General features: G+C 38.3%; 15 protein-coding genes. 8 read left to right on the forward strand and 7 right to left on the reverse strand.

The genetic code is table 11. From position 1 onward, the window contains the following. Positions 1-3 precede the first annotated feature (3 nt). Positions 4-909, reverse strand: a complete 906-nt coding sequence (locus tag ACFIKB_RS03945; RefSeq protein ID WP_012754906.1) for a LysR family transcriptional regulator — start codon at positions 907-909, stop codon at positions 4-6. Between the two features lie 42 nt (positions 910-951). Beyond that, positions 952-1,908 carry a thioredoxin-disulfide reductase gene (gene trxB, locus ACFIKB_RS03950; RefSeq protein WP_375635706.1) on the reverse strand — a complete coding sequence of 319 codons (957 nt, stop codon included), beginning with the start codon at positions 1,906-1,908 and terminating at the stop codon, positions 952-954. A 311-nt stretch (positions 1,909-2,219) separates the two neighbouring features. Here trxB and ACFIKB_RS03955 point away from each other — a divergent pair, with 311 nt between their 5' ends. Further along, positions 2,220-3,614, forward strand: coding sequence for a TrkH family potassium uptake protein (locus ACFIKB_RS03955; protein WP_375635707.1), 1,395 nt, complete (start codon positions 2,220-2,222; stop codon positions 3,612-3,614). 1,155 nt (positions 3,615-4,769) lie between these two features. Here ACFIKB_RS03955 and ACFIKB_RS03960 read toward each other — a convergent pair. After that, positions 4,770-5,828: a glycosyltransferase family 4 protein gene (locus ACFIKB_RS03960; RefSeq protein ID WP_375635708.1), complete on the reverse strand. Its 1,059-nt coding sequence runs from the start codon at positions 5,826-5,828 to the stop codon at positions 4,770-4,772. A 17-nt stretch (positions 5,829-5,845) separates the two neighbouring features. Next, on the reverse strand, positions 5,846-6,319 hold the full coding sequence (gene greA / locus ACFIKB_RS03965) for a transcription elongation factor GreA (RefSeq protein ID WP_012754902.1): 474 nt from the start codon (positions 6,317-6,319) through the stop codon (positions 5,846-5,848). A gap of 338 nt (positions 6,320-6,657) precedes the next feature. On the opposite strand from greA, the gene ACFIKB_RS03970 reads away from it, so the two are divergent. From ACFIKB_RS03970 to ACFIKB_RS03980, 3 genes are all read left to right on the forward strand, one after another. Continuing rightward, positions 6,658-6,972 (forward strand): SH3 domain-containing protein, encoded by a 315-nt coding sequence (locus tag ACFIKB_RS03970; RefSeq protein WP_375635709.1) that lies wholly within the window; start codon positions 6,658-6,660, stop codon positions 6,970-6,972. A 259-nt stretch (positions 6,973-7,231) separates the two neighbouring features. Beyond that, positions 7,232-9,541, forward strand: a complete 2,310-nt coding sequence (gene uvrB, locus ACFIKB_RS03975) for an excinuclease ABC subunit UvrB (protein WP_375652879.1) — start codon at positions 7,232-7,234, stop codon at positions 9,539-9,541. A gap of 733 nt (positions 9,542-10,274) precedes the next feature. Further along, positions 10,275-11,045, forward strand: a complete 771-nt coding sequence (locus ACFIKB_RS03980) for a BA14K family protein (RefSeq protein ID WP_375652881.1) — start codon at positions 10,275-10,277, stop codon at positions 11,043-11,045. 65 nt (positions 11,046-11,110) lie between these two features. Here the strand turns inward: ACFIKB_RS03980 and ACFIKB_RS03985 are convergent, their stop codons facing one another. Next, positions 11,111-11,761 (reverse strand): MBL fold metallo-hydrolase, encoded by a 651-nt coding sequence (locus tag ACFIKB_RS03985; RefSeq protein WP_375635713.1) that lies wholly within the window; start codon positions 11,759-11,761, stop codon positions 11,111-11,113. Between the two features lie 144 nt (positions 11,762-11,905). Between ACFIKB_RS03985 and ACFIKB_RS03990 the strand changes: the two genes are divergently transcribed. Together ACFIKB_RS03990 and ACFIKB_RS03995 are read left to right on the forward strand one after the other, a co-directional pair. After that, entirely contained in the window at positions 11,906-12,610 is a 705-nt protein-coding gene (locus tag ACFIKB_RS03990) for a response regulator (protein WP_375635714.1), read from the forward strand. Between the two features lie 8 nt (positions 12,611-12,618). Then, positions 12,619-13,959 carry an ATP-binding protein gene (locus ACFIKB_RS03995; RefSeq protein ID WP_375635715.1) on the forward strand — a complete coding sequence of 447 codons (1,341 nt, stop codon included), beginning with the start codon at positions 12,619-12,621 and terminating at the stop codon, positions 13,957-13,959. A gap of 45 nt (positions 13,960-14,004) precedes the next feature. Here ACFIKB_RS03995 and ACFIKB_RS04000 read toward each other — a convergent pair whose 3' ends face one another. Together ACFIKB_RS04000 and ACFIKB_RS04005 are read right to left on the reverse strand one after the other, a co-directional pair. Next, positions 14,005-14,505 carry a YbjN domain-containing protein gene (locus ACFIKB_RS04000; protein ID WP_012754893.1) on the reverse strand — a complete coding sequence of 167 codons (501 nt, stop codon included), beginning with the start codon at positions 14,503-14,505 and terminating at the stop codon, positions 14,005-14,007. 381 nt (positions 14,506-14,886) lie between these two features. Beyond that, complete coding sequence (locus ACFIKB_RS04005; protein ID WP_012754892.1) at positions 14,887-15,156, reverse strand: accessory factor UbiK family protein; 270 nt, start codon at positions 15,154-15,156, stop codon at positions 14,887-14,889. A 305-nt stretch (positions 15,157-15,461) separates the two neighbouring features. Between ACFIKB_RS04005 and lgt the strand changes: the two genes are divergently transcribed. Further along, a complete protein-coding gene (gene lgt / locus ACFIKB_RS04010; protein WP_375628150.1) occupies positions 15,462-16,340 on the forward strand; it encodes a prolipoprotein diacylglyceryl transferase in 879 nt (292 codons plus the stop codon). Beyond that, on the forward strand, positions 16,315-17,394 hold the full coding sequence (locus tag ACFIKB_RS04015) for a class I SAM-dependent methyltransferase (RefSeq protein ID WP_375635716.1): 1,080 nt from the start codon (positions 16,315-16,317) through the stop codon (positions 17,392-17,394). Before lgt ends, ACFIKB_RS04015 begins: the two co-directional genes overlap by 26 nt. Positions 17,395-17,430 lie beyond the last annotated feature (36 nt).

Below are 17,430 nucleotides of genomic sequence, written 5' to 3' on the forward strand. Positions count from 1 at the left end.
ACATTAAAAAGACCACTGACGGGCTTTTAAAAAAATATAATCTCGAAAAGCATTTAACCTTGCCAAATTCTTTAAATTATAAGGATAACAAAAAAAAGTATCAAAAGAAGGAATATCAACCATATCAGGAAAAAGACGCACCAAATGCTCATCATTATTGACGATATAATCAGGCAGCACAGCAATCCCAAGATCACGCATAAGCGCATTCTTTATTGAGATGATATTGTTGATTTGTAGAACTGAAACGCGCAATGATCCATCACTTCTACCAGCCTTTTCCAACCAATTTAAACCAGACAAATAAGGTGGGACAGGTTCACCGAACGAAATAATACGATGCTCATCGAGATCAGACAATTTTTCCGGCTTTCCATAATTTGCAATATACTTTTCCGAAGCATAAACATGCATATGAATTGTAAAGAGTTTTCTTTGTATAAGATCAGGTTGTTGGGGTTGATGTAAGCGAACAGCACAATCCGCATGACACATTGTCAAATCAAGCTCTTCATCGGAAAGCAAAAGCTGAACCTGCATATCAGGATAAAGACTAAGAAATTCTGGCATACGCTCTGCAATCCACCCTGCCCCCATTCCAAAGGTCGAGGTTACACGCAAGTGCCCCGTTGGTTTTGCATAGCTTTCACTTAGTTGCAAACGTACACTTTCAAGCTTCATCAAAACATCATGAGCTGTACGATAAAGAGTTTCTCCCTGTTCTGTAAGAATCAAACCACGCGCATGACGTTGAAATAAGGATACCCCAACCTCTTGTTCTAAAGCCGAAACCTGTCGTGAAACTGCTGACTGAGATAAATGAAGCTTTTGAGCAGCATGCGTAAAAGATCCCGCTTCTGCTGCAGCGTGAAAAACCCTTAACTTATCCCAATCCAACGGTGGCGCCACAATTAATTCTACCTCTAGATTCTTTATGTTCTCAATGAGTTACTAACGCTTAGATATATCTAAAAACCGTTCTGCCTCCAACGCTGCCATACATCCTCTTCCCGCAGCTGTTACAGCTTGGCGGAATATTTCATCTGTTACATCCCCAGCAGCAAAAACACCAGCAATGCTTGTTGCTGTTGAGTCCGGTGCTGTCCATAAATAGCCGCCTCGTTTTTGTTTCAGCTGTCCTTCAAACAGAGAAACAGCAGGATCATGCCCTATAGCAATAAATATTCCCTCTGCATTCACGGTCATCTCGTGACCTGTCTTAACATTTTTCAGACGTGCCCCTGTTACAACAGCGCCCACTGGCCCCTGTGCTGGCAGCCCCACAATTTCTTCCACCACATGATCCCAAATGATACGTACGTTCTTGCAAGCAAGCAACCTATCTTGCAAAATTTTTTCTGCCCGAAAATGATCTCGGCGATGAACCACGCTTACACTTTTAGCCAAATGCGATAAATAAAGTGCTTCTTCAACAGCGGTATTTCCTCCTCCCACGACAATAACGTCCTTATCACGGTAAAAAAAGCCATCACATGTAGCACAAGCGGACACACCACCGCCCATAAAGGTTTGTTCACTTTCTAAACCAAGCCAGCGCGCTTGAGCTCCTGTTGCAATAATCAGTGCATCACAAGAATATTGTGTTCCTGAATCCCCATATAAGACAAAAGGATACTTCAACAAATCAGCCTTTATAATTGTATCATAGACAATTTTTGTCCCCATATTCTCAGCTTGTTTCGCCATTTGTTCCATCAACCACGGTCCTTGAATGGGATCTGCAAAACCTGGATAATTCTCAACATCAGTTGTAATTGTCAATTGTCCACCCTGCTGCAAGCCCGTCACCAAAACCGGCTTAAGCATTGCTCTTGCTGCATAGATCGCCGCTGTATAACCAGCCGGACCTGAGCCAATAATCAGCAGACGAATATGCGATTGTATCATTAAATCCCCTTCACTTTATTATAACTTAATTATTCTATAAATGATAACGGAATGCAGCCTTTTAAAAAAATATTTTTCAAGAGCCTCGATTATGTTATATGTACTTCATTTTCAAGTTTTATGAAAAGGTCTGATTACCAATTCATCAAGGCATGCTAATGTTAAGGATTAATCTTTATCCTATAAAGAGAAAAACGTAAATTCTTATGAGCACAAAACCATAATAAAAAGAGATACAAAGATAGGGAACGGTCATTTTTCAGTTTATTATCAATGTCTGTGCACGTTTTGCGTTAATCATGGCAGGAGCAATGCTTTTGCCAATTTTTGTGGATCTGCACGACAACAATCGTAATTGGATAACCTTTCTCTATTCTTGTGCCATAACCACCATGTTAGCAACGCTGATTCTTTTAGCAACTAAGGGAGCTACTTGTCGTTTTTCAGCACGGCTTGGCTTTATGCTCACTGTTTGTCTTTGGCTAACAGGAAGCATCGTAGGTGCCTTACCTCTTTATCTTTCTCCTCTTCCCATTTCTCTAGCAGGAGCCATTTTTGAATCTGTTTCTGGAATTACAACAACAGGCTCCACAGTCCTTTCTGATCTTGATAATTTATCGCGAAGTATTTTGTTATGGCGTTCTCTTATATGCTGGATTGGGGGCATTGGTTTTATCGGTTTAGCCCTCTTACTTTTGCCTTCACTGCGTGTGGGTGGCGTACGACTTTTTCATATGGAATCATCTGATAAATCTGAAAAAATATTGCCTCGCATCAACCAAATTGCTAACGGAATTATCATCGCTTATGTTGGTCTCACATTGGCTTGTATGCTTTCTTATTTTGCTGCAGGCATGAATTTATTTGATGCCATTAACCATGCAATGAGTACAGTCGCAACAGCTGGTTTTTCAACGCATGATGCTTCTTTTGGTTATTTTTCAGATAAACCAGCCATCTTAATTATTTCAACAATCTTCATGTTGCTTTCTGCTTTGCCCTTCGTACTTTATGTTAAATTAGTCCTTCCTGGACACTCCAAACGCTTCCTTGACCCACAAGTGATTGTTTTTCTCCATATCGTTCTCCTTTTCAGCTTTGCTTTAGCGGCATGGCTACGGTTTTATGATCATCGCGCGTTCCACTTGATTTTCCTTGATGTCATTTTTCACCTTTCATCCATTATTAGCACCACAGGTTACAGCGCTGAAGATTATCAACTTTGGGGACCGTTTGCGCTTGGAATTTTCTTCATTGTTTCTTTTACAGGCGGATGTGCTGGTTCTACTTCTGGTGGCATGAAAATCAATCGCCTCATTATTCTTTGGCGTATTACACAAACAAATATAGAAAAACTTCTTTCTCCTAATGTCATTGTAAAGGCGCGCTACGATCACTCAAATATATCAAACGATGTTGCACAAGCCGTTTTGTTTTTTGTCTGTCTTTATATGTTTTGCCTTATTATCGGCACTGCACTTTTGCTTACAACCGGTCTTGACTTTACTTCTGCCTTTACAGGGGTCTTAACCGCACTTTCAAATGTTGGTCCAGGCTTTGGAGATATTATTGGCCCCGCTGGTAATTTCTCTACAATCAACGATAATGCTTTATGGATTTTAAGTTTTCTAATGTTAGCTGGACGCCTTGAAATCATAACAATATTCGTCCTTTTTATTCCCGCTTTCTGGCGTGAACAATTCTAATGCATAGAGCATTTTATTCTACCATGATAAAAAATTTACAAGATAAAAAAGCGTGAACAGTATGAGTCATAATATTCACCCCTCACTCAATCCACTGAAGATTTCCTAAAATTTCATACAAATCATCATATCAATGATATAAATGTTGATATAAAAATAATTCGACAAGAGCAATCAAATACCAAGAGCCTTCAAATCCAGAACATATAAAACTTCACTTTATTGATCTTCTTTATCAAATAAAGTGGGCACATAGAACATCCTTTTTTTACGAATAATCTCTCATGCAAAAAATATGAATATTTGCTGATAAAAGTGCGTTTTCTCTTTAATAGAGTTACATCCTTATAGAAAATAAAATGCTATTATATTACGAATTCACAAGCTTGTTTGTAAAAAACATCTCACAATACTCATCACCCCCATTTCACGACAGCTCTCATGAAAGATATAAAATGGGCACCATCATTTTTACTTAAATAATAATAAGGTGCAAGGCGGTACCACAAAATAAGATATAAATTAGTACCACCATACTATTTTCTTTCTGTTAATGTCGTAACAGCCTGCATTTCAGACAATTTATAAGAAATTTCTTTATACCCTGTCTTCAATAGTTTTTATCCACCACATGCTTTCTTCCAATTGTGATGTGCAAGAGGATAGCTCTTATTCAAATTAAAAAGGTAAATTATCTATAGAAATCATATATATATTGATCTTAGATCCATCTTATTATGAATTTATTGAAAATATGTACGACTATTTTACCCATGGAGACACCATAAATATCTTTTTAAAGACAAGAAAACGTTTTTTCTATCTATTTAAGTCTTCCAAAACGAACAATATCAGTACGACACCGTATATCTAAACTTGAGTTAAAGCATTATTTTCTTATTCTAAAATATCACTGAATAAAAATAATTTTCCTCTCTCCTAGTATGCTTCATCATAAAGCACATATTGCTCTCAAGCGTATACATTTTTAATCTTTTATCCAAAATTTTGAGAACTTCTTATAGCGTTCTACTAAAGACAATATAAATTTTGTAAAATAACATTTATATCATTGAGCTGTTTTCTTGATGACTATGAAAAACCTTTAAGGAAGACACTTTTTATCACTCCTCAAAAAGATTTTTGATATAATAATCAAAGTGTTTTTTCCGCAAACAGTTCTTTGTAAACACGCTCAATCTCGGTTGTCTCCTTTTCCAAAGGAAAGTGTGTACGAACATGGGTTAAAGCTTTCTTTCCGGCTACCAATGTTTTTTCTACATCAGCAAAATAAGGTTCAATTGCTGCTGTTAAAGCCGCTCCATCTCCTGCTTTTACAACTGTTCCTGTTCCCTCGACCACCAATTCTTTATAAGCTCCTGCATCACTCGTTACAACCGCAACCTGTGATGCCATTGCTTCTAATGGTGTTAAACCGAAACCTTCTGTACGAGAAGGTGCAACATAAAGCGATAAACGACGATACCACAAAGGGATATCCAGAATCTCACCAAGAAAAATAATGCGATCATCCAGACCAGCCTTAGCAATCTTTTGGTGTAATTCTTTTTCAAAATGATAATATTGCTCTGTCGTACGACCAGCGATAAGTGCTGTCCATTCAGGATAGTCAGGCAATAACGCTATCATGGCATCAACAAATAAATCTGTTCCCTTTGAGTAACGCAGACGCCCAAAACACCCTACCGCGTATTTTCCTGGAAATCCTGTCGAAAAAAAGCAATCATCAAGAGTCTGTGGTGGAGTAAAACGCTTCACATCCACCCCATGCATAATAACCTTATGAGGCACTTCTAGATAAGCGCCCGTATGTGTACTGGTAGCGATAACCCTATCCATACAGCGAATCAACCATTTGGTAAAAGGCTTATGATGGCGTTGTGAAGCCGATGTAAAGATAAGTTTCAGCTTCATTTTCAAGATATCGCGCAAAAAGATCCCAAAAAGCATCTCAATATTGCGTCGTGCATGCCAAATACGAAATGGCTTCCCTTTCGGACTTTTCCAAAGTCCGAAAAGGTCCTTAAAAGCAAGAGCCGGCAAAGTTTGTGGTAAACCAAACCCCAAAGTGGATATACGCACACCCTGTTCGCGTTGCAGTGGAATAAGCTGAATAATCGTAGATGTTACTCCCGATAAACGCCTTTTAAAGTGAGGCGCAATAATCTCAGTTTCATCCAAAGATACACGCATAATAATCCATATGTTATTTAGATGTACTGAACCTTAATGATCTCGTAATTATGCGCACCACCGGGTGCATTCACCTCAATCACATCACCTTCTTGCTTGCCAATGAGTGCACGTGCAATAGGCGAAGAAATAGAGATTTTACCAACCTTTACATCAGCTTCTTGATCTCCTACGATCTGATACACTTTTTTTTCTTCAGTATCCTCATCCAAGAGTTTAATGGTTGCTCCAAATTTTATTTTGTCGCCTGAAAGACGCGTGACATCTATAACTTCTGCTCGTGCGATATAATCTTCAAGCTCATTTATACGCCCCTCATTATGGCTTTGCGCTTCTTTAGCTGCATGATACTCAGCATTTTCTGATAAATCACCATGTGCACGCGCCTCAGAAATTGCTTCAATAATTCGCGGACGCTCCTGTTGTTGACGCCAACGCAACTCTTCTTTAAGACTCTCAAAACCAGCTGTAGTCATCGGAACTTTTTCCATAATCCGTCCCTTTCTATTACACGGAAGGTTTAATAAAAATACAAAAAACGGCTTCCAAAATTACTTTTGGAATCCGAAAACTACGATCTTTTTTATTATATAGTACAGTATCGCTATTTTCCATACAAAAATAAATAAAGGAAACAAAACATGCACAAATAGTGATTAAAACATCTCATTTTGGTGTTTAAACCGTTAAACTTCACTCTTCTCTTTAAAGTCTCCTAAAGAAGAAAGAATTGTATTTTTTTCTGTTTTATCATAATCTAGGAAAAGAAATCATATGGGATACAAAGAGAGAAGGATAGAAAATCTCTAAAGAAATTCTTTACAGAAGAATGAAAAAAATCGTCATTTTTTTTATGTTTGGCTTTTTCTTTTTCGCCACAACAGTATCTGAAGCTGCGGATGCTTTTGTTACGAGGAATCTTAATTTTAGAACAGGTCCCAGCACTCAGTATGCACTTTGCGGCTTAATCTCTGCTGGAGAATTGGTTTTTGTTAAAAACTGTGAAGGAAATTGGTGCCATATCCGATATAACACTCAAATCGGTTGGGTGTCATCTCGTTATCTTTCATTTAAAGATGGAAATGATCTTTATCACACATACACGATGTCTTTAGTACCCAAACGTACCGATTATTCTCCATAACAGCCATAATAACTTATGCCATCTTAAATATCATCATGGCAAAAATGCAATAGTGTCCACGAACAACCACAAATATGCTCCTCCAAAGAAACACTTCGAAGAATTCGTCTCATAGAAAAAACTTGATCAATATCCTAATGAAAGCTCCAATAAACCAAAATAAATCTGTTCAATAACGTTTTGCTGTTGTCGTGATGAAATTGTAAAAATTAGTATTTTCTTTAAAATCACCAGCACTTTTCTATCAAAGGATACAACAATGAAAAATGGTGTTACAGCAACAGTTGAGGCTCTTTCTGCTCTGATTGCTTCAGGTAATCCTCTTTTTAAGAATGGTGCATTATGGACACCTCACCGCCCTATTCGTCCTGAAAAGTCTGAAGGTGGTATTCCATTTCAACTCGAAACCCCCTTTGAACCTGCGGGAGATCAACCTCAAGCCATTAAAACTCTGGTTGATGGAATTCAAAAAGATGAACGTACACAAGTGCTTTTGGGTGTTACCGGCTCAGGAAAAACCTATACAATGGCCAAAATCATTGAAGAAACACAGCGTCCAGCTTTAATCTTAGCACCAAATAAAACTCTAGCAGCACAGCTTTACGGAGAGTTTAAAAGTTTTTTTCCCCACAATGCCGTCGAATATTTTGTTTCCTATTATGACTATTATCAGCCAGAAGCCTACGTTGCACGCTCTGATACCTATATTGAAAAAGAATCCTCAATTAATGAACAAATCGACCGTATGCGCCATGCTGCAACACGTGCTGTTCTTGAACGTGATGACGTCATTATTGTCGCATCTGTATCCTGTATCTACGGGATTGGTTCAGTAGAAACTTATACTGCTATGACCTTCAAAATAGAAAAAGGTGATAAACTCAATCAACGGCAATTACTGGCCGATTTAGTTGCCCAACACTATCATCGACAAGATATTAATTTCATTCGTGGTTCCTTTCGTGTTCGAGGGGATACAATTGAAATTTTCCCTGCCCACCTCGAAGATCGTGCTTGGCGTATTTCGCTCTTTGGCGATGAAGTGGAAACAATTACGGAATTTGATCCTCTCACAGGACAAAAAACAGGCGACCTTCAATCGATTAAAATTTATGCCAACTCACACTACGTAACACCACGCCCAACACTTAACCAAGCGATGAAATCGATTAAAATGGAACTCGTTCAACGCCTCGATGAGTTGAACGCAGCTGGACGTCTTTTAGAAGCACAACGTTTAGAACAACGTACAATTTTTGATTTGGAAATGTTGGAAACCACCGGCTCATGCTCTGGAATCGAAAATTATTCACGCTATTTAACAGGACGAAAACCCGGAGAACCACCACCAACCTTGTTCGAATACATTCCAAACAATGCTCTTGTTTTTATCGATGAAAGCCACGTAACCATTCCCCAAATTGGAGGCATGTACCGAGGTGACTTTCGAAGAAAAGCAACCCTAGCAGAATATGGGTTTCGCCTACCTTCCTGTATGGACAATCGCCCTTTACGCTTTGAAGAATGGGATGCCATGCGCCCACAAACTATTGCCGTCTCTGCAACACCAGGAAGCTGGGAAATAGAACAATCTCATGGCACTTTTGCAGAACAAATTATTCGTCCAACAGGGCTCATTGATCCACCAACAGAGGTTCGTCCAGCCAGCAATCAAGTCGATGATGTTGTGAATGAAATTCGTAAAACAATTCAAAAAGGCTACCGTACATTGGTGACAGTTCTCACAAAGCGTATGGCCGAGGACTTAACTGAATATCTCCACGAACAAGATATTCGCGTACGCTATATGCATTCTGACATTGATACATTAGAACGCATTGAAATTCTACGCGATCTGCGGCTTGGCACCTTTGATGTCCTCATCGGTATCAACTTGCTCCGAGAAGGCTTAGATATTCCAGAATGTGGTTTTGTTGCCATTCTAGATGCCGATAAAGAGGGCTTTTTGCGCTCTGAAACTTCCCTCATACAAACAATCGGACGTGCTGCACGTAATGTAGATGGCCACGTTATCCTCTATGCAGATATAATCACAGGCTCCATAGAACGAGCCTTACAGGAGACACAAAGACGTCGACAAAAACAAATAGCCTATAATGAAGAACACCATATCACACCGAAAAGTATCAAAAAAAATATCGGAGATATTCTCAATTCAGGCTATGAAAACAACCATATTCGCACAAATATCCCTGATGTCATCGAGAAAAAAAATATGGTTGGCAACAATTTGACATCTCATATTAAACACCTTGAAAAATTAATGCATGAAGCGGCTGCTGATCTCAACTTTGAAGAAGCAGCGCGACTTCGCGATGAAATCAAACAATTACAAAAGATAGAACTAGAAATCGCTGAGAGCCCCTTAACACATCATAGCGAACAATCCACCCATGAGCCCGTGTTACAACCAAGCCTTTTCTCCAAACCAGACCTTGCACATATGGGACCAACCATAGACACTGGTATTTTGGAAAATCGAAAAGGAAAATCTGGTAAAAACACCCCTAATCAAGCAACAATAAAACGAAAAAAACGCAATCAATAAAGGAGCAAAAAATTTCAAACCGCCTAAAATAATCTTCAGCTCTTCTAAAAAAACGACTAAAGCTCAAAAGCAAACAGCATTATCCGCAAAATAGATAACCTCAAACATCAAGGGTGCTCCAATTTATCTAAAACACCATGAGAGAGAACATTTTTTCTTGTTAAACCGCGTTATAAAAAATCCCTAAAAATGTAAAAAACTTCTAAACTTTAAAAAAGAAGACAAATTTAAAGAAAATATTTTATATATATATCAAAAAAATCATAAAATGTATTATCTTTATAAAGTTATACTATGATATAGAACTCAAATATTATTTAGCCTTACAAGAGAATATTCAAACAGGATACTGTTCTATAACACAAATAAAGTAAAACAAGAATTTATCATAGCACCATAAGCTTATGATAAAAAATGATATAACTTTTATTCATACACCTATTATTCAATTTATATTGTATCAAGTGATACAAAAAGTATCCCTAAATAAAGAGTTTATATTCCATAGTAAAAAATCGTGGACTCTTAATACAAACTTATTAATTAACCTCAAGCAGAGTACATTAATTGAAATCAAAATTCTGTCATGATTTTATTTTACTGTATCTTCGATAGGTTTAACTAAATGAATTTTCATTTGTTTTGCCACAATAAAGTCCAAAATTATTCAGGCTCTATTCAGTTTGAAACGTGTAGGATGTGAAAAATACGAATTTACACAAGGAGCATCATTATGAAAAAGGTGATCAGGTTAGCGGTATTATCAGCAATGTCAACTGCAACCGTTTTCATGCCGCTAAATGCAACGCTTGCGGATATGGCATGGGACTTTACTCACCCTCTCACGAGAGAAATAGATGATATGAAGAGGAAGATGCGTAAAGAAAGAGATGATGCGACAAGGGAAATTGATAAGAAAATTGATGATATCTGGCGTTCCCGTTTTTCTAGCTCCCATTGTTCTGATAGCAAAAATGTCTGTCATTCTGATGATTTCCAAAAGTTTGTTGATGATTTCCGCAAGCTTTCTGAAGAAAACTCTAGAAGATTTAAAGCCAAACATAATAGGACGGAACAACAACAACATCAACATCAACATCATCATCAACATCATCATCATCATTATCATCATTATTATCATCATGTTGAAAACAAAACATATCATCACATTGAGCGTAAAAAGACAAAACACAGTAATATTCATATAGACAACTCAGGAGATGCTTTAGCGGTGGGTATTCTTGGTACAATTTTAAAAAAACCAGAACAGCCACAAGTGGTTTATCAAATAGTACCACAAAATCAGGTAATTTATCAAAAAGTTCCGCAAAATCAAAGAGTTTATCAGGTGCAGCAAACGGTGGAATATGAGCCACTCCAGCAATCATTAGAATCTGATTGGCTTAACTATTGCAAGAAAAAATACCGTTCCTTCAACCCTAAAACAGGGACTTTTCGAGACCGTAATGGTTTGGAACACATTTGTTATGCCCCAATAAATTAACTTCTGTTCTACTAAAAAAGTCTTAAATGGCACAAAAAAACGCTTCAAAGCGTTTTTTTGTTTGCTCATATATTAAAATCTTGAAGAAAAGAATTATTTTGGCGCTCATAGCCTATGCTACTTTTAGGACCATGCCCACAGATAAAACAAACATCATCGCCTAAGGGTAAAACTTTTTCTCGAAGAGAGTGCATCAATTTTTCATGAGAACAGAAGGGGAAATCAGTGCGTCCAATAGAACCACGAAAGAGCACATCACCCAAGAGAGCTAAGCGTTCTTTTTCATTGAAATAAATAACATGACCAGGAGAATGTCCTGGGGTGTGAAAAACCTTAAACACATGTCCAGCAAAATGAACGCACTCACCATCTTCTAACCATTGGTCAGGAATACAGATGCACGCATCAGTGATGCCGTAATTTCTTGCGCTTTCGCTCACGGCATCCATCACAGGCTTATCATCGCGATGTGAACCGATAATTTTTACATTAAGCGCCTCTTTCGCTTGCATTGCTGCTCCCACATGATCAAAATGACCATGTGTTATCCAAATAGCCTCAACGATAACGCCATTCTTTTCGATTACGTCTTGAATCCGCGGCCAATCACCACCGGGATCAACGAGAACCCCCGTTTTACATTCACTATCAAAAAGCAAAGTGCAATTTTGTTGGAATGTCGTAACTGGAATAATATGTGCACTAAGATTCCCCATGACGTCCTTTTCAAAAGTAAAATTTTACTAAGTTTATAAGGAGCATTCCTCTCCCTCTACAAAAAATAGTCTGCTCGACAGCTTTATACAACTTATGTAAACTTGCATCTTGTGTAAACTAAATTTTTATCAAGGTTTTTAAGAATGACCAATCACGTTCAAGTTTTGTGTGACGATGCCCCTCACCTTCTTGTGATTGATGATGATACTCGCATTCGCAATCTTTTATTTCAATTTCTCATTAAAAATGGATTTCGTGTTTCAGTTTCAGCCAATGCTAATGAAGCAAGACGACTGTTGGCAAGTTTAGATTTTGATCTTCTTATTGTTGATGTCATGATGCCTGGTGAAAACGGTATTGATCTTACTCATTCACTCCGCCAAACAAAAGATGTTCCCATTCTCATGCTAACAGCTTTATCAGAAATAGACAATCGTATCCATGGCTTAGAAGCGGGTGCAGATGATTATCTTGCTAAGCCGTTTGATCCTCGTGAACTTCTCCTTCGTATCAATGCCATTTTACGGCGTGGCTTTCCCCTTAGCCAACCAAAAATTGAGCAGATCGTTTTTGGACCTTATATATTTTCAATTTCACGACGCGAACTCAAAAAAGGAGGAGAAATTATTAAATTAACAGATAAAGAACAAGAAATGATGGTCATTTTTGCCGAAAATGCAGGCGATACAATTCCGCGCCATAAATTCGCGGCCGATGACAGCAATATAAGTGAACGTGCCATTGATGTACAGATCAACCGCCTTCGTCGTAAAATCGAAAAAAACCCAGCACTGCCTATATGGCTCCAAACCGTGCGAGGAATAGGGTACAAACTCTCTATTGAATAGGCACAAGAATGATCAAACCTTTAAGATTTTTTCTTCGATGGTTAACGAAAAAAATGCCTAAACGGCTTTATGCTCGCTCTTTGATCATTATTATCGCTCCAATGGTACTGCTGCAAACAGTCATTGCTTATGTCTTTATGGAACGCCATTGGCAAATGGTAACCGAGCGTCTTTCAATGGCTGTCGTGCATGACATTTCAGCCATTATTGATATTCTTGAAACATATCCACAACAAGATAACTATGGAGATATCAAGCGTATTGCACAACAACGCATGGGATTAAACATTTCTATTCTATCTCCTACCTCCTTACCCCCTCCAGGACCTAAGCCATTTTTTGCAATTCTTGACTATTTTTTAAGTGAAGAAATCACCCGCCAAATTAACCGTCCCTTCTGGATCGATACCGTAGGAGATTCTGATCTTGTTGAAATCCGTATCCACCTTGGTCACAATATCTTACGCGTCTTTGCTCCACGCAGCCAAGCCTACGCTTCCAATACTGCTATTTTTTTAAGCTGGATGGTAGGAACAGCTCTTGTTTTATTACTGATAGCAATTTACTTTTTGCGCAATCAAATTAAACCTATTCAACAATTGGCTGAAGCAGCAGAAAGCTTTGGACGCGGTCGTCCTTTACCAAAAGGATTTCAACCACAAGGAGCTGATGAAGTCCGTCGTGCTGGCATTGCTTTTTTACGTATGCGAGAACGTATTGAACGCCAAATCGAACAACGCACCATGATGCTCTCAGGAGTAAGCCATGATTTAAGAACCATTCTTACACGCTTTAAACTTCAGCTAGCATTAGTAAATACTGACTTTGATACTAAACCGCTTGAGCAAGATGTAAGTGACATGCAAAATATATTAGAAGATTATCTTGCTTTTGCTCGTGGTGAAGGAAGTGAAAGTGTCAAGACTTTTGATTTAAATGCTCTTATGCAAAAATTCTCCGCCGATGCTCATCTTCACAAACGTCAATTTTCTTACACCATTGAAGGTCCTACAGAAATACAAGTACGTCCCCGTGCTTTCACACGCTTGGTCAGCAATCTTGTATCAAATGCATTTTGTTACGGCACAACCGTTAAACTAACAGCTAACTCTCAACAAGAATCTTTTATATTGATAATCGATGATAATGGACCTGGAATTCATGAAAATATGCGTACAGAAGTTTTTAAGCCATTCTTTCGACTTGATAAAGCACGAAATCAAGATGCAAGTGGAACAGGACTTGGTCTTTCTATTGCTCAAGACATAGCACGCAGCCATGGTGGCAATATACAATTAGATGAAAGCCCACTTGGGGGATTACGCGCTATTCTTGATATCCCCCTATGAGCAATATTTCAGCAAACCATCTGTAAAAATAACAGACTGTGTATTTTAGGCATTCCCTACAGTTTCAAACAAAGTGTACTGCAGTGCCTTGTAAGCACTTTCTCCCGACAAAGCAACCATCTGAAATGCAACATAATGGCTTTCACAGACTTTAAGTGCATGTATCAACAATGTTTCAACCTGTATATGAGATGGATGCATCCCACCAGCCAAAAGAAGACCTTGCCGATAAATAACTGAATTATTCCTTTGCCAGTAATCAAAATGTCCCAACAACAACTTTTCATTAATTGCTAGCAATAAGCGCTGTATTTCAGCTGTTCGAGCATTTTTAATAGAGAGATCAAACGAACAAGCCAAATGAAGTGCTTCATGCTCTTCCATCCATGAAAAAGCAAGACGATAATTTGCGCGCTTTCCTTCCACACAAACGCTAATTTCATCTTGCGCATCCCGCTCAAACGACCAATCATATTCACAGGCAATCTGTTCGATAAAGTCAACAGGGTGCTCTTTTCTCTCTGTGGCGCAAAATGCAAGCCTCATCACAATCCTCAATCATCTTAAAAACATTGTCAACAGAATATAAACCGCCTAAACTGTAACAATATTTTGCTACAATCAGAACCTTTACACCAAACAAATACACATAAAAACATCGACAGTACACAAACACCCAGAACACAATCGCGCTGTTTAGGGCAACCTGATAGTCATAAAACGAATCATCAAGTCTTTTCAGTGTATTGATACAATTTCATAGCGCCAGCCCCCCTGATTCAAAAAAATGTATTTTACCCAAAAAAAAATCAAAAATAAACAAATGCTCCGCTCTAACAGACTCAAGATTAAGCATTTTTTAGTTTCACGCATCATATTGAAAAATTGGGGATATTTTTTTGAAGATTCTTTTTTTAAGAAACTATCTTACTTTTTTGTGTCTGCGTTTTTTAAATCATCTTTTTTTAAATCATCAAGGCGCCTTTTCAAATCAGCATTATCAGCATGGATTTTCAGCACCATCTCCTTAAAAGTCTCAAACTCTTCGCGAGAAACAAGATCAAGTTTGTTTGCTATCTTTTCAGCCTGCACACGAAAAGCTGTTCCAGCTTCACGTCGTATACCTTGCGCGACGTCAGCAGCATCTGTTGCTAATTTTGCTAATTCATCAAGAATACGATTTGATCCATTACGCATAACATTTTTCCTTAAATTTTAATTATTGACGCACGCATTATAGCGTATTCTCATAACATTTAGATACTGTAATTTGTTCCTTTTACCCTATATTTTACATACTGTGCAGATTTTTCATGACGATCTTTTTAAGATTTTTTAATATTTCTTTTATCACCATATTTTTTTACCGCGATAAACCAGTGGAAATCTATCCCCCTTTCTGACTAGCCTCCCTACTGACTTGACCATTGCGCATTCATCTGTCATTTCTGACCATTAGAGTCACTTCATATTCATCTCGTATAATATAAGATGCTTAATTCATGAATAATCTGTCTTGTCCAGCCATTGCTTTTCCGTCTTTTCTTGATCCTGTCATTATCCAGCTAGGTCCCATAGCACTTCATTGGTATGGACTTGGTTACGTGGTGGGTATTCTTTTTGCTTGGTGGTATGCGCAAAAATTATTAAAAAAAACATCTCTATGGTATAGAGACCACCCTCCTATGGATAAAGAAAAGATCGGAGATTTTGTTGTCTGGTCTGCCATAAGTGTTGTTGTCGGAGGGCGTTTAGGACAAGTTCTTGTATGGGATCCCATTTACTATTTTAACCATCCAAGTGCTATCATTGCCGTATGGGATGGGGGAATGTCCTTTCATGGCGGACTTATTGGTATTATCATTGCTATGATCTGGTTTGCCCGTAAAAATCATATTAACATACGAGCCATGTTTGATATCATTGCTGCAGGTGCTCCTATTGGTATCGGCATTGTACGAATTTGCAACTTCATTAACCAAGAGTTATGGGGCAATATTACTACACGTCCTTGGGCTGTTTGTTTTCCTCTCGATCCTCACTATCTACCGCGCCATCCAAGCCAACTTTACGAAGCTTTCATGGAAGGATTTCTTCTCTTCATCATCTTATGCCTTATCATTTTTGCCTTCAAAGCATTAAAGCGCCCTGGAGCTGTTGCAGGAACATTTATTATAGGCTACGCAGTAGCGCGCAGCATTTCTGAAGTTTACCGTGCGCCTCAAGAAGATCCAGAATGGTTTTCGACTCTTTTCCATTCTACTGGTTTTACCTATGGCATGGCTTTATCTCTTCCCATGCTTCTTTTAGGGTTTTATCTTCTTCTCCATGCCTTTAAATATAAATCGACAGAAAATGGCCAATCTAAAAGAAAAAATTAAAGAAATTATTGCCCTTAATGGACCAATCACTGTTAGCCAATATATGACGTTGGCACTTACCGATCCTCAATTTGGTTATTATCAAACACAAACACCTTTTGGACGTACCGGTGATTTCATTACAGCACCTGAAATAAGCCAATTATTTGGAGAAATGATCGGGATTTGGGCTCTCGCAAGCTGGAACGCTCATGGTTCTCCTCGCCCTTTTATCCTCGCTGAAATAGGTCCAGGACGTGGAACTCTCATGGATGATGTTTTGCGTACCATTCAAAAATTATCCACGACAGCATTTGAATCTGCTGAAGTTTTTCTCCTTGAAATAAGTAAAAAGCTTGCAAAAGAACAAAAAAAGCGCCTTTGCCCTTATCAAAAACAAATCCATAGCATTGAAAATTTTAATCAAATTCCTTCAAAACCTCTCTTCCTCATAGCTAATGAATTTCTCGATACACTCCCTATCAACCAATATATTAAAGTCAATGGAGAATGGAAAGAGCGCTGCATTACAGTCAATCAAGATGGAGATCTCATCTTTATTGCTGCCCCGCATAAACTTCCCTCTTCTTATCTACAAACCTATTGTTCTAAAGTGCCTGACGGAACAATTTTTGAATATGCCCCCTTACGGCATCAATTCATGCAACAAATCAGCCACCATTTAGTGCAAGTGACAGGTTCTGCTTTGCTCATTGATTATGGTGCTGCTGATCTTGCATTTGGCGATACCTTGCAAGCACTGTCAAAACATAGATTTCGTGATATTTTTGATGCCCCTGGTGAACATGATTTAACATCCCATGTTGGTTTTTCTTTTTTAAAAAACATAGCCCTTGAACAAGGTTGTTTTGCTGAAATCTTCGAGCAAGGAGATTTTCTTTTAAAAATGGGGCTACTGGAGCGCGCAAAACAGCTTGGAGTTGGCAAAAGTGCTCCTTTGCAAGACAAAATCCGCCAAGACATCGAACGGCTCGCTGGTCAAGATCAAATGGGAAAATTATTTAAAGTTTTACATTTCAGTGATAAAAACATCTCCATACCTCCCCAATTTTGATGATCGGCGCTTTTGTCAATAAGCACATCATTATCT

This window comes from Bartonella sp. MR110HLJHH (genome assembly GCF_042194225.1).
Lineage (GTDB): Bacteria > Pseudomonadota > Alphaproteobacteria > Rhizobiales > Rhizobiaceae > Bartonella > Bartonella grahamii.

What these genes read in the sequence shown, in the direction of transcription:
- greA (WP_012754902.1), bottom strand. Translation starts at nt 6,319, where the DNA reads ATGGAAAAAGTTCCGATGACTACAGCTGGTTTTGAGAGTCTTAAAGAA.
- lgt (WP_375628150.1), top strand. Translation starts at nt 15,462, where the DNA reads ATGAATAATCTGTCTTGTCCAGCCATTGCTTTTCCGTCTTTTCTTGAT.
- ACFIKB_RS03985 (WP_375635713.1), bottom strand. Translation starts at nt 11,761, where the DNA reads ATGGGGAATCTTAGTGCACATATTATTCCAGTTACGACATTCCAACAA.
- ACFIKB_RS03955 (WP_375635707.1), top strand. Translation starts at nt 2,220, where the DNA reads ATGCTTTTGCCAATTTTTGTGGATCTGCACGACAACAATCGTAATTGG.
- uvrB (WP_375652879.1), top strand. Translation starts at nt 7,232, where the DNA reads ATGAAAAATGGTGTTACAGCAACAGTTGAGGCTCTTTCTGCTCTGATT.
- ACFIKB_RS03980 (WP_375652881.1), top strand. Translation starts at nt 10,275, where the DNA reads ATGAAAAAGGTGATCAGGTTAGCGGTATTATCAGCAATGTCAACTGCA.
- trxB (WP_375635706.1), bottom strand. Translation starts at nt 1,908, where the DNA reads ATGATACAATCGCATATTCGTCTGCTGATTATTGGCTCAGGTCCGGCT.
- ACFIKB_RS03995 (WP_375635715.1), top strand. Translation starts at nt 12,619, where the DNA reads ATGATCAAACCTTTAAGATTTTTTCTTCGATGGTTAACGAAAAAAATG.
- ACFIKB_RS03960 (WP_375635708.1), bottom strand. Translation starts at nt 5,828, where the DNA reads ATGCGTGTATCTTTGGATGAAACTGAGATTATTGCGCCTCACTTTAAA.
- ACFIKB_RS03990 (WP_375635714.1), top strand. Translation starts at nt 11,906, where the DNA reads ATGACCAATCACGTTCAAGTTTTGTGTGACGATGCCCCTCACCTTCTT.
- ACFIKB_RS04000 (WP_012754893.1), bottom strand. Translation starts at nt 14,505, where the DNA reads ATGAGGCTTGCATTTTGCGCCACAGAGAGAAAAGAGCACCCTGTTGAC.
- ACFIKB_RS03970 (WP_375635709.1), top strand. Translation starts at nt 6,658, where the DNA reads ATGAAAAAAATCGTCATTTTTTTTATGTTTGGCTTTTTCTTTTTCGCC.
- ACFIKB_RS04005 (WP_012754892.1), bottom strand. Translation starts at nt 15,156, where the DNA reads ATGCGTAATGGATCAAATCGTATTCTTGATGAATTAGCAAAATTAGCA.
- ACFIKB_RS04015 (WP_375635716.1), top strand. Translation starts at nt 16,315, where the DNA reads ATGGCCAATCTAAAAGAAAAAATTAAAGAAATTATTGCCCTTAATGGA.